The organism is Ruminococcus sp. 1001136sp1, assembly GCF_039841815.1.
GTDB classification, from domain to species: Bacteria; Bacillota; Clostridia; order Lachnospirales; family Lachnospiraceae; genus Blautia_A; species Blautia_A faecis.
In genome coordinates this window covers 29,420-42,053 of record NZ_JBDPGY010000022.1, presented here as the reverse complement: position 1 = coordinate 42,053, position 12,634 = coordinate 29,420, and the positions used below count along the sequence as shown (strand labels likewise).

Sequence of the window (12,634 nt, the reverse complement as noted above, 5' to 3'; positions counted from 1 at the left end):
CTGGATTAAACTATTTAATCCTTTACTATAGATTTCTCTAACTGGTTTATAAGAATTATTGAGAAACGATAATTTATGATTTAATTATAGCTTAAAATTATCGTTTGTCAATAATTTTAACAATAAAAAAATTGCCAGGCAGAATTTCCACGCTCTGCTCTATCCAATGGACAGAAGAAACGTTTTTATTTTCTTACCTGGCATTTTTCACACAAACCTATTCTGTACACACTAAAGCGTGTTTGAAAAATCATTCCTGCAATATGGTCTTTGCCGTCTCTCAGGAGGTGCAGTTCCTCTTCTCTTTTTCAGTAACTTACTGTATCACATCTCCAAGCACGATCCGAATCAATGTCTTGTCCAGCATCAATGTCCGGTTCCAGGGATTGATAATCACGCCGCTGATTTCTTCCTCGGACAGCGCTGTCTCAAGTAATTTTCCAATGTCTGTCATAAAGGTTGACATAACACTTTTGCCGCCTTTCAATTCTTCGTCGAAGCTGGTAAAAACCGCCCACCAGTTCTTTCCGTCGGAGGTTTTTACTGCCTGTAATTTCATCTGACCAGCTGCCCCGTTTGGCTCTACGGCGATGATTACCTGACCGTTTTCACGCATGCGTCTTCGTACCACGGTCAGTGCATGAGCCAGCAATTCTTGCGTTGGCTGCTGCTGAAGTGCCGCGATTGCATCCTCGATTTTCTCATTTCCAAGTAAACCTTCATCTGTTTTATCCATATCATTACTCTCCATTGAGCTAATTTCTGTATTAGAGCGTGTTTGAAAAAGGCTTTCTGTAATCTGCCGCTCTTTGATTATACCCTTTTATAAATGATTGGTTCATCATATCCAAAAGTTCTCTTCCCGTTAACTTCCATACTTTCAGATACTTCCAGACAACGATCGGAAAATTTTTCCCAAAGTTTAAATATCATTACCGGCGAGAACTGGCTTATACTGCCACCTTCCCAGATTCCGTCCTTTTCATGGTAAAGTGCAGGAGTGAATTTTTCGGATTTTTTCAGTTCCGCGTAATCAACCTTCTTCATGGATGCGTATGAAAATATCTTCTTATCTTCTCCTTCTGGAATTTCATAAGAGGAAAGTAAAATTCCCTGTTCTGTTTCTGTAATAAGAAAAAGATGTGGTGATGCATGACGTTTTCCATTCGTTTCATAGTAGCTTTCTTCAACAACAAATCTGCCATTGAAATCCTCCGGAAGATTTTTTATTTTGTCATTGCAGATTGTATTTACATGCTCGGCATATGGATATGTTTTCCCTTCCGCCTGCATCTTATCAAACTGCTCTTTGTTATCAAAATGTCCTGTCATCATTCCTGTAAATTCATCAAGTTTCATCTTGGTATTTACCTCCATAATCAATTTTTATAATGTTAGGGGCAAAAGTTCCCAACTATAATATCCACGGAGCATTCCATACAATACATTCCCGCAATCCATATCATATGGTAACCGCCTGAATTTCCTGAAATAGCATTACTGCTTCAGCTTAACCTGCTTTGGTCTTGGATATATCTTTGGCAAGGATAATAATAAGCCACAAAAATAGCCACCCCGGTCTGGTAAACTAGGCGGCAATTTTTGTCACATCATATATCGGACTAACCGTCTATCGGTAGCACTCTTTTTCTATAATCATATTATCACGCAGCTGTGTAAATGTCAAAAAGTTCTTTTTCTATTAGAAATAGCCACCAACGCGAACTGGAATTTCTGGATGAGTATAATATGCGGAAAATAAACTTAATTCCATTTTAAATATAGTGCTGAGTTTCACTGCCATTCTTTAACACCATTTTCACCACACCAAGCAATGCTGCAAATAAAACACCTGCAACCGGCCATACAATCCATGTAATATCCCAGCTCATCGTCCAGAAGCTCCATGCAAGGTAAATCGCTGTAGTCAAGCACCAATATACACCAGAAAACGTGTCCGTCTTTTTCTTAAACAGTTTTTCTTCTTTTGTATATTCGCCTTCCTGAAGAAGGGTATCGTAACTGCTTTTTACCATCCCAACACGAATCAACAGATTTACTCCTATTGCAAGTATGAATAGCAGCAATCCAACGGAAAGGCCACAGTAATAGTCAGACGCTTCCATGGCTTCGGCAATAATTGTCGGAATCACTGCCAGTATACAAAGCACTACCCCAACAGCTGTTCCTCTGATAAAAATCGGTTCATAGAAATCTTTTTTTTCTCGTACCATTCCAGATACACCATACTCTGTTTCAAAGCATTCTTTTTCAAAATGTTCCATATGAGATTCACGCATTCCATATGTAATAAACAAAAAGACGGCTGCTGCAACCATTCCAAGCAAAAAAACACATCCAAATACTGTTGCCAGAGATTCTGAAACATGAAATACGCCATCTTCTGCCATTGTCTCAAGAACAATCAGTAATATTGGACTTGAGATACACATACTTGTTGCATTTGCCACTACTTTGGATCCATTTCTTTTCATGTCAAGAAATTCATTTGCATTCTCCATAGTTACTTTTTTCAATGGTTCTGCATAGCTTTCAGTACTTTCGTGATAGGTGATATTTTCTGCTTTCATTTCATCTTTTAATAGATAATCTGTACTGACACCAAAAAGCTCCGACATCTGTAAAATTCTTTGCAAATCCGGAACAGCTCCTGCACTTTCCCACTTAGATACTGCCTGTCTGGATACGCCCAACTGATTGGCTAGTTCTTCCTGTGACCATCCATTCTTTTTTCTTTCCTCTGTAATCTTATCAGCTAAAATCATTTTTTTCTCCTTTTGCAGATTTTATGAGCTAAATATAACAGTTTTGCTGTTTGCATTCCACCATTTCAGGCTGTAAATCTGTCAACCAGCAGTTGCAAATCACAAAAGGACTCGATGAATCCCGATTTTCCAGCAATACAAGCATGAAATTATTTATCATCTGTATTGTTTTCCTTTTTCTTATGCGTCGAACCTAGACAAAGAAATGAGGAACCAAGACATAACCATACTATAGCCATAGAATTTTCATTTCCACTCGTAAAGCCAATAGCTGACGCTATGAAAAACAGAACTGATGCAATATAAAATAAGATTGGTTTGTTTATTCCTTTTTTCATAAATAAGAAACTCCTCCAAATACCGCTTTCTTTTCCGCCAATCGGAAGTTAGCTATTTTTTCATTCCTTGCTTTGTAAAATGTTTATGCAGCAAAAATTCTGTCGGAATAATTGTAAGCACCATAATTCCTAATTGTAAAAACACCAAATAAACAGAAATCATTTCAAAGTTTGTATCATCTTTCGTTAAAATCAAAATAAAAATCGATAGTATCACCAGGATGATTCCTAAAACAAAGTTTATCCAGCCCCAACACCTGTGTGCATATCTCCATGTTTCATCATTCATCCTTGACATAGTAGTTCGATATCCCGAACTCCCCTGCCGATCTTTAGGAGGCTTACCTTTCCACATATATCCCAATATAATCATAGATAACGATACTAAAAGTGAACACACGGATAAAAATATAAACATTACAGAGACCTCCTCTCAACTTCTGATTAACTTGCTCCAAAAACTGAAGCTGTCATCAAATAAACCCTATCCATATTCCAACCGCTATAAGTATCATACCTAATATTCTTCCGATAAATCTCGCCTTTTTATTTCCAAATAAAGCAGTTGTTTCTGGAGTAGTAAATGGAAGCAAAACAACAGTGACCCCCATTACTATAATTCCACTTCCAATCATGCAGTTGCGGCTTGACACAACACCATAAAACATAGCTAAAAACCCTAAAATAATGCCCGAAATAAAATACTTAATTTTATGTCTATCTTTTTCAATTATCTTTCTATAGCTGTTTTCGCACTCACTGCTACAAAATTCCAAATTACTATCTAATTCTTTGCCACAATATCTACATTTTTTCATAGCAACTTCCTCGATAATTTGCAAAATTTTATCCAAAAGCTCTCGATTTGTCTTTACTTTATTCTACCATAATTTATTTTAAAATACTATTTCAATATACACAAAACAGAAAAAGCGATCTTTTTTTCAATTTTAAATCTATCCGTATTTCATCTTACTGATAAATGTTTCGCTATTTCTAATCTGATAAATTTACGAACAATTCTTTTCTTAGAATACAGAAAAACCCCGGAAACCTTACGGTTCCGGGGTATCTTACGTTTGGACACACGGTATCTTACGATACCAAATTTATATAATTATCTGTAGTCAGTGATTACTCGATAACTGTAGCAACACGTCCTGATCCAACAGTACGTCCACCTTCACGATACTTTAATCCCGTTTTACCTCATATTTTTTATGGTTTTCTCTCCAAAATACAGTGAAAAACGGCTGAATTGCACCACCTATTTTGATTTGCCTGATTTCTTGGCACCGTTTTGGCACCGGAGAATACTCAAACCGATTTTCTTCTGTAGATACTAGATACTTCTCTACCAACTTTATATTGCACCGGTAATTTTTAACTGTTATAATCGAAACATGGGTGCTACCATAACGGTAGGCGGTTAGTCCTTCTCCAGAGGGACTGTGACCCTCTGATTACATAGAAACCTGTAAAGGAATCCATTGGAAAGGAGGGCTAAGCCAATGAGTATTATTGACTTCATAGCAGTAGTGAGCTTCGGCTTAACCTGCTTTAGTATCGGATATACATTAGGCAAAGATAATCATAAACCACAAAAATAACCGCCCTGGTCTGGTAAACTAAGCGGTTATCTTTGATGATATTCTAAATAGTAAAACGGACTAACCGTCTATCGGTAGCACTCTTTTTCTATAATCATATTAGCACGCATCCGTGGAAATGTCAAAAATTTTCTTCTTTCTCAACTATATCTATTTCCATACATTTTTACAACCTATTTCAAGTGTTCCTCAAAAATTAATTCGAGTTCCTTATTCCCTCTCAAGAATTCATACTCTTTCTTATTTTCAATTTCCGAATACAATTCACGAACAAAATTTTTTCCAACTCCCGAAAAGGCTTTTCCCTGTGCAGTATCTTCATACCTGTAATACAAAGGGGATTGTGTCATATTCCAAGGCTTCTGTGATTCACTTAATAATTGCTTAATTAACTGAACACATTTTTCTACATCTTTTCGATATCCAGCAATCAGCAGATATGGCACTGTGTTGCCGTAATTCCATAGTCCAAACAACGATATCATGTGATCTGTAATCTCAGCAATTCTCTCTGCTTTATCATGATTTCCTGTTTCTTCTTCCATTTCAATTAACTTATACAAGTAGCTTTGAATATTGACAACTGCCTGTAGCAGTTTCCCTTCCAGGAATAACGCAGCAGTGTCTGTTCCTTCCTGATGTGCTAATACACTTGTTTTCATAATCGTTGCATCAATTACAGTATCAGGAATTTTTTTCAAAAGGGCATTTGCTTCTTCATATTTCTCCATTTGGACATATTTTGTTGCAAGTATAAAAACGCTTGAATTTCTCACTCTTTCATCCTGACTGTCTGCTGTTCGTTCCAGCCACTCAATAATAGCTGTATTATATTCCATTCGTTCTTCGCCATTAAGATCTGACAAAGTCAAAGATCCGTTCAGAACGGTTGCGATCGTATATATTAATAAGTCGCAATGAGGATACTCCTGTATTTTACGAGATGCCATCTCGAAAGCCTCTGTAAAGCTGTCCAATGAAACTTCCGAAAGTTCATTCACAAATTGTCCAATCTCTTTTTCGGTCAATTCTTCACGAAACGAAAACAATTCATTCATATCAATTTTCAATAATCGTGCCAAAGCTGGAAGTAATGAGATATCCGGATATGTATTTCCCTTTTCCCATTTATTTACCGCAGGAGTAGAAACACCCAGATAATTTGCCACCTGTTCTTGTGTTAATCCCTCAGTTTTTCGATAGTTTTTTATCTGCTCACCAATACGCATTGTTCGCACCTCCTGTCCTTATTTCCATTATAGCGTTCCCAATACATGTTTACAATTGAGCCTTTGTTTACTTATTACTTTCTTTTTTTAACTTTCAATTAATTTTCTCTAATATTTATATCATCAGCAACAAACTGCCCACAAATTTAAGAACGGGCTACTAACCCTCAAACGACAGTGCATTACATTGCATCAGCTAAACCAACCTTGTTATCCTGAATCACCACTCCTTCATCTTCGCTTCATGCCTATTTTTCATAATTTGCAACTGGTATATAATGACAGGGATTAGAAAAATCACAGCAACTATGCCTAAAATAACAGACCGATTTACGGTAGCAAATGCCACGAGCATAAGCATTAATAAAAGCCAGGGATTTCGCAAATTACTGTAATAATTTGCCCTATCTTCATAGGACGTATGAAGTTCAAAAGGTTTTCCATCATTTTCTTTTTCTACAATCAGCAATTCCCTGTTAAATGTTGTAGTGTTTGTTGCAATACGACCGCCAATTTCAGCCCACGGACGCCAGCGAACTTTACCAACAGAATAATTAAGATTGATATTTTTATAGAATACGGAATATCCCATTTCTTCCAAGAAATCATGGTAATCTTCAGCATTAGCTTTTGATTTTTGTCCTATAAACTCCACGCAATATTGAACTTGACCTGGCTTACATTTTTCAAATTCATAGAGTAATTTTCCCGTTCGAATAAGGCGATAACCTTTTTCAGCCATCTTATTCAGCCAGTTTTTCTGTACCGTCAATAGCCCGCCAAAAAAACGATAACACTTTTTGCTCATAATGTACCTCCTACAATTCCGCTTGCAATACCTACAAGTTCACGAAGTCTGATAAGTTCTTTTTCAGCTATCTCCTTTCCTTTTACAGTGATAAGATACTCTTTTTTTCTACCTTCACTATCTCCGAAAAGCTCAATCCATCCCTTTTCCTGCATTGAATTTAATGCACCATATAAAGTGCCTGCTCCCAATGAAAGCCGCCCACCTGTTTTTTCTTCAATGAACTGCATGACAGCATATCCGTGTTTAGGTGAATAGAGTGAAAGCAAAATATAGAATGTCACTTCTGTGAGTGCACCACTTTTCACATTATCCCTCATAGCATCCCCTCTTTATTACGGTTACTGTAATAACTATATCAGTAACCGTAATAAAAATCAAGAGATGTGAAATAAATCTTAATAAGCCGGATAGTATTATACTTTTCCTGTTCAGTCCTTTACAACCAATACTTATATATAAAGTATTTCTCTCAACACCATTTCTTCTGCACTGGCTTTTATATTATTCATCAGCCTAACCCACTTCGTCTGGTTCTGTACCTTTAATTCTTCAGTTACACCCTGTTTTTCTGCCATCTGTTCCATAAGCATTTCCACCTGTTCTCTGCTCTCCTGATCAATCTGATTCAGGTGTTCCGTCAGCTTTCCAGTCAACAACAAATATTGATATTTTGCTAATCTGTGTTCCTTCAGAAACTGTTTTCGCAGCATTCCATATTTCCCATATATCGGTTTTTCTTCATTCAATACCAAATTCGGCAAATAATAATCTCCATGCAAAGTATAGCTTAATCCGTTCTTTTCATCATAAATGTGTGTTTCCATAATCTTATCTCTCCATTTCTCTGTTTTTTGATTTAGTTTTCTTACGCTGCTGATTCTCCATCTCGCTTTTTTTCATTCCCCATGCCAATCTTTTATGAATATTTCCCTTCGGCATTTGCTCCATCCGTCGCTTTTCTTCCAGGACTTTCTCGTTTTGAATATCCTGCTGTACTGCTGTATCTACAGTTTCTATTCCAAGAACACGCACAACACGATCATACCTATCAGAAACACCTTGTAATATATCTTTTTCTTCTGACAATTTCTGATTGTCTTTACGTATATCATCCAGTTCTCTCTGAATAGCATTATATTTCTGTTTCACCTTTTGATATTTTTTCTTCCACCCTTCCACCTCTTTCGTGAGTTCTTTAACCTGAGCCGCCATTACAGCAACCTTATTCTTTATTTGAAGAAACAGTGGTTTAATTTTTTTGTCTCGATAGGTTACTGCCCGTTCTAGCGTGCCCGCCTCCGGCAGTAACATTTTAACTGTTCCATATTCTTTGATTTCTTTGCTCACACTATCCATAATCGGTTGTAGCTGTTCTCTGCGATCTTCCAGGCTTTTTAGTTCTTTTTCTGCGCTCCCTGCCTTTTGTTCTGCTTCTTGCTTCGCCTTGATTGCCTGTTCCTTATCGTCTTTTAAATTCTGGATATCTGCTCTGGATTCTGCAATTTGTGCTGTTAATTCTTCTTTTTCAGCAGTTAGATGCTCTTTTTCCTGCTCCAATTCCTGTACTTCCTTTTTCCGTTCTTTTTTCTTGAAGTTATAGACATCCAGATGTTCCTCATGAGTACCTTTCTGTTCCCATTCAATTCCATACTGCCTTGCAATCTCTGCCAGTACTTCTTTTTCATGATTTATCCACTGATTCAGCTCCGTATCATGCTTATTTCCACCTTGAAATCCAAGACCTTTTAATGCCTGTTTCAGCGAAACTCTGGTATCCATTCCTTTTCCTTTCCAGCCCGTCACATAAGGAATAAAGTCAATATGAAGATGTGGAGTAGCCTCATCCTGATGCAAATAGCAACTAAATACCCGAAGTGTCAGATTCCGTTTCTGGAAATCTTTTACATACTCATCCAGTACGTTTACAGCCAGATTTCCTGCTTCTGTTCCAACAGCCATATCTTCTCGGTTTCCAATCTGGAAAATCACTTCATGGAACAACTTTTCCTGTTTTCCCTGCCGGATTTTTTCATAGTAATTTGTAATCTTCCGGTCTTTTCTTTTCCCGGTATTGTATCTCTCCACAGCATCATCAAATAACTCTTTGTAAACTTCTTTCAGATTTTCATTCTGGTAACAAATATTTAATTGTACTCTGTCTGGGTCTACATTCTCTGCGAAAAACTCTCTCCTGTTATGAGCCAGAGAACCTTTCCCAATCATACCGCTAATTGTTCGTTTTATCATAATGTTTCTCACCTCTTTTCTAATCAAGTGCTAGATATGGCACATAATTTTTATTCACGCCAGTAATAGCGATATTAAGAAACTTTCGCCGGATACGGCGGTTTTGTTACTTTTGTCAAAAGTAACGCAAAAGCACTTTCGACAGCCGTACCGTCCATCAAAAGTACCCTTGCGCCCTGCCGGGGGCTATTCCTCCCGTTGGTCGGTTCACTCCTGCGTTACTTGTATGGCTGAATTATCCCGGTATCCTTGCCCGGATATATTCCAGATCACCACAATACGGTGTTCCTACAAGATACCATTCTCTTGCAGGATTCATTTCCATTCTAGTCTGAACCCATTCATCATCAAGCAACACTTCCAGGCATTCTCCACAGTGAAATCCTGTATCAATCCATAGATCTGATGATAATAATCCATATCTTTTGTTATAACTGTTATATCCTAATCTTCCTTCTCGCATTATGCCATTCTCCTTTCATTTAGCGTTTCCGCAGGGACGCCCTGAATCAGGGCTCCCTTTTGAAAATTCTCTTCTCCACCAACAAACTCCCGGCTACATCTTACCAGCTTTCTACTTGTCTGCTATCTACAGGTGCGTGACACGCTCCTGTAATAAAGTAGTCAGAAAGAACCTTTACCATCGAAAGTTCTCCGGTATTCCCCGTCTGTCCAGATATTCCTGCCGGAACTTTTCCCTTTCTTCTTCCGTTGGTGCTGTTTTGGATTTGCTATACACTTCACGATTCACCATTGCATCCAGTTTTTTCTCCAATCCCAACCGGATTATTTCTTCGCCATCGTAGTTATCCATCAAAAAATATTGCAGGAGTTGAAAAAATAACTCGTATGGAATCTGTACATTTTTATTTTGCATCTGTTCTCCTTTCAAGGTGGCAAGATTCCCTCTTCTTAAGAAATGGTAATCTTGCCATCTTCCATTTTTATTCTGGCAGCATCCAATACCATTGCTTTCCACGTTTTACAGAATCAATTTCAAGTTCCCGTTTGGCATTCCATAACGTTTTACTTTTTATTCCTCTGGTTTCGGCTTCTTCTGCAATTTTCTTTTGAGTCATTCCTCCATTTGCCAGTATTTCAAGGAGAAATTCTTTTGCTTTCCGACTTTTCTGCCCTCTGCCGTCTCCATTAAGAAGTTCATCGGCACTGATATCATATTCTCCAATCCATTCAAAGCCATTATTCTTATCCAGTCTGAATGCAATGGACGTTCCTTCCGGTGCAAGAGAACTCTTCGTATGACATACCACTCTTACTTCTGGTTCATCTTTCACTCGCCCGACAATCAGGACACTTCTTGCAGCAGCCTGAAAATCAATGGAGCCAAGTCCTCGATAAGAAGATTTGCCGTTACTGTTTTTGTTCATATGACCGATTAAAATGACTGCACAATGATATTTTTCTGCCAGCACTGCGACACGCTTCATCAATGGCCTGATCTCATTTGCCCTGTGCATGTCTACCTCTGCTCCCAGGAATCCCTGAATCGGATCAAGAACAACCATTTTGGCTTTTGTCTGCACGATTGCTTCTTCTAATCTGGCATCTGCCATTGTCAGTGGCTGGTCACTGTCATCAATCACCAGCACCCTCGAACAATCTGCACCTGCAGCAAGTAATCTGGGTTTGATAGTATCTCCTAGACCATCTTCCGCTGTCTGATAAATCACATTTACAGGTGACATAGAAGACTGTTCCTGAATATTATCTTTGGCATCTAGATCTTCATTCTCACTACCGACTTCATCACTTCGTTTTTCTTTTGTTGTATCAGTAACAGGAAGAATCGGCTCTCCTCTGGTCAGTTTTGCAATAATCTGAAGTACCATTGTTGTCTTTCCTTCTCCTGGATCTCCCTGTATAATGGTCACTTTTCCATAAGGAATAAACGGATAAAGCAGCCATTCTACCTGTTCCACCTCTACTGAATCCATATTGATCAGTTTCAGTTTTGGTTCTATTCTGCAATTCTTAATTTTGTTTTTTTCATTCATATTCATTCCATCATCTCCTCCTGCCCTTCCGGGCAAGTCTCTGATGAACAGATATTCGGGAATTGTCGTATTTCTCGATTCGTGATATACTGAATCTGCCAAGATGGTATATCAGTTAATCTGATTATCAGAGAACTTGCTCAGATTATTTATCTGGGCTTTTTCTTTTGCCTTTTCAACATTCATCTCTTTCTTCTCCCAATCCGGTAACTGCATTTTCATTATCCAGCAGATTTGCAATCTTCCTCTGCTGATTTGGATAAAGATGTCCATAAGTATTCAATGTGATACGAATATCTTTATGACCCAATCTGTCCCGGATCAGTAACGGTTCTACACCTTTCTCAATGAGATAAGCCACATGACTGTGTCTGAGATCATGCACTCGGATTTTCTTTACTCCTGCCAGTTCAATCTGCCGTTTCATCTTATGCTGTACCGCTTCCTGAACAACTGGAAACAATCTTTCTGTATCCGGCATTCCGTAGTGACCATCTACAAATTCCTTAATTTCCTCTTTCAAAAATTCTGGAATTTCGATTGTTCGAAATGACTGTTTTGTTTTTGGTTCTGTGATAATATCCTGCATTCCTGTTCGGTAATAAGTCTTATTGATACTAAGCTGATTCTTTTCAAAATTGATATCAGCTTTTGTAATCGCAAGCAGCTCCCCAATCCTGCACCCAGTCCAGAACAGCATCTCAAATATAAGATAATATCTTGTTCCCGGCTCCATTGTCTGTATAAACTGTTTGTACTCGTCCAGTGTCCAGAAGTTCAAACTTCTCGAATCCGAATTTCCCATTCGTTTCACTTTCTTGCATGGATTAACTGGCAAATCATATATTTTAGCTGCATGTGTAAACAGACTGGTCAACTGATTCTGAATCATTCTCAGATAAGAATCTGAATATCCTTTTTTCTGAATTTCATTCTGCCACTGAATAATCTGTGAAGCCTTGATCTCACTCATCATCTGATTTCCAAAGTATGGAACGATATGCTGTTGCATCATATATCTTTTATTTTTGATTGTTCGATCTTTTAGGTCATTCTGTTTGTCTGAAAAATAAATCTCAATAAAATCGCTCAGTTTCATATCCATACTTCGCTCAGTGCTCAACTTTTTACTTCGTTCAAACTCCAATGCTTCTCGCTTTGTTTCAAATCCACGCTTTCTGCGTTTTTTCTTCTCACCCATAACATTTGTCTCAAACCACTGGGCTGTCCATTTTTTTGTGTCTTTTTCTCTGTAAGCCATATTAATCCTCCCTAATTTCCTGCTATTTCATAGCCATACATCTTTTTTGCCCAAAACGCCTTTGGTATTCTTCCAGCCATCGTAATATATCCCTGTGCAGCCAGTTCCTTATTCATAGCTTTCACCAGTTTATAAGCATAAGATTTTGAGCAGTTTAATTCCTGTGCCACTTCATCAGCACTCATCATATAATTGTAGCTTGCCATACTGCATCCTCCTTTCCTCTCCAGATACAGAATACGTTTACTGTATTTCTATGTCTGTACGATTTTCGTAAATTGATAATATCATGTATTTATTTCATTGTCAATATTTCGTAAACATATTTTTACGAACT

General features: G+C 37.8%; 16 protein-coding genes. All 16 read right to left on the bottom strand.

The genetic code is table 11. The features are described 5' to 3' along the window. Nucleotides 1-316: 316 nt before the first annotated feature. Nucleotides 317-736: an SseB family protein gene (locus ABHC48_RS16940; protein WP_243284589.1), complete on the bottom strand. Its 420-nt coding sequence runs from the start codon at nt 734-736 to the stop codon at nt 317-319. 77 nt (nt 737-813) lie between these two features. Next, nucleotides 814-1,359 (bottom strand): hypothetical protein, encoded by a 546-nt coding sequence (locus ABHC48_RS16935; RefSeq protein WP_195700230.1) that lies wholly within the window; start codon nt 1,357-1,359, stop codon nt 814-816. A gap of 416 nt (nt 1,360-1,775) precedes the next feature. Then, nucleotides 1,776-2,786, bottom strand: a complete 1,011-nt coding sequence (locus ABHC48_RS16930) for a helix-turn-helix transcriptional regulator (protein ID WP_173716710.1) — start codon at nt 2,784-2,786, stop codon at nt 1,776-1,778. Nucleotides 2,787-2,935: 149 nt separating this feature from the next. Beyond that, nucleotides 2,936-3,124: a hypothetical protein gene (locus ABHC48_RS16925; RefSeq protein WP_118583292.1), complete on the bottom strand. Its 189-nt coding sequence runs from the start codon at nt 3,122-3,124 to the stop codon at nt 2,936-2,938. 52 nt (nt 3,125-3,176) lie between these two features. Further along, complete coding sequence (locus ABHC48_RS16920; RefSeq protein WP_243284588.1) at nt 3,177-3,542, bottom strand: SdpI family protein; 366 nt, start codon at nt 3,540-3,542, stop codon at nt 3,177-3,179. 55 nt (nt 3,543-3,597) lie between these two features. Further along, nucleotides 3,598-3,942 (bottom strand): DUF2116 family Zn-ribbon domain-containing protein, encoded by a 345-nt coding sequence (locus tag ABHC48_RS16915; RefSeq protein WP_195409869.1) that lies wholly within the window; start codon nt 3,940-3,942, stop codon nt 3,598-3,600. Between the two features lie 965 nt (nt 3,943-4,907). Next, on the bottom strand, nt 4,908-5,963 hold the full coding sequence (locus tag ABHC48_RS16910; RefSeq protein WP_055281939.1) for a helix-turn-helix transcriptional regulator: 1,056 nt from the start codon (nt 5,961-5,963) through the stop codon (nt 4,908-4,910). A 220-nt stretch (nt 5,964-6,183) separates the two neighbouring features. Further along, the gene (locus tag ABHC48_RS16905) at nt 6,184-6,771 is read right to left on the bottom strand and encodes a DUF2812 domain-containing protein (protein WP_055056226.1); all 588 of its coding nucleotides are present in this window, start codon (nt 6,769-6,771) and stop codon (nt 6,184-6,186) included. Next, nucleotides 6,768-7,091 (bottom strand): PadR family transcriptional regulator, encoded by a 324-nt coding sequence (locus ABHC48_RS16900; RefSeq protein ID WP_055056227.1) that lies wholly within the window; start codon nt 7,089-7,091, stop codon nt 6,768-6,770. Before ABHC48_RS16900 ends, ABHC48_RS16905 begins: the two co-directional genes overlap by 4 nt. Nucleotides 7,092-7,223: 132 nt before the next feature. After that, nucleotides 7,224-7,598, bottom strand: a complete 375-nt coding sequence (locus ABHC48_RS16895; protein WP_055258600.1) for a TnpV protein — start codon at nt 7,596-7,598, stop codon at nt 7,224-7,226. 4 nt (nt 7,599-7,602) lie between these two features. Next, nucleotides 7,603-9,021 (bottom strand): plasmid recombination protein, encoded by a 1,419-nt coding sequence (locus ABHC48_RS16890; RefSeq protein WP_195700229.1) that lies wholly within the window; start codon nt 9,019-9,021, stop codon nt 7,603-7,605. 235 nt (nt 9,022-9,256) lie between these two features. Next, nucleotides 9,257-9,484 (bottom strand): DUF5348 domain-containing protein, encoded by a 228-nt coding sequence (locus ABHC48_RS16885; RefSeq protein WP_055258605.1) that lies wholly within the window; start codon nt 9,482-9,484, stop codon nt 9,257-9,259. A gap of 174 nt (nt 9,485-9,658) precedes the next feature. After that, nucleotides 9,659-9,898 carry a hypothetical protein gene (locus ABHC48_RS16880; RefSeq protein ID WP_055258607.1) on the bottom strand — a complete coding sequence of 80 codons (240 nt, stop codon included), beginning with the start codon at nt 9,896-9,898 and terminating at the stop codon, nt 9,659-9,661. Nucleotides 9,899-9,965: 67 nt separating this feature from the next. Then, nucleotides 9,966-11,036 (bottom strand): AAA family ATPase, encoded by a 1,071-nt coding sequence (locus tag ABHC48_RS16875; RefSeq protein WP_081020991.1) that lies wholly within the window; start codon nt 11,034-11,036, stop codon nt 9,966-9,968. Nucleotides 11,037-11,211: 175 nt separating this feature from the next. Continuing rightward, nucleotides 11,212-12,297: a site-specific integrase gene (locus ABHC48_RS16870; protein ID WP_055258611.1), complete on the bottom strand. Its 1,086-nt coding sequence runs from the start codon at nt 12,295-12,297 to the stop codon at nt 11,212-11,214. 11 nt (nt 12,298-12,308) lie between these two features. Beyond that, a complete protein-coding gene (locus ABHC48_RS16865; protein ID WP_055258613.1) occupies nt 12,309-12,503 on the bottom strand; it encodes a hypothetical protein in 195 nt (64 codons plus the stop codon). Nucleotides 12,504-12,634: the final 131 nt, after the last annotated feature.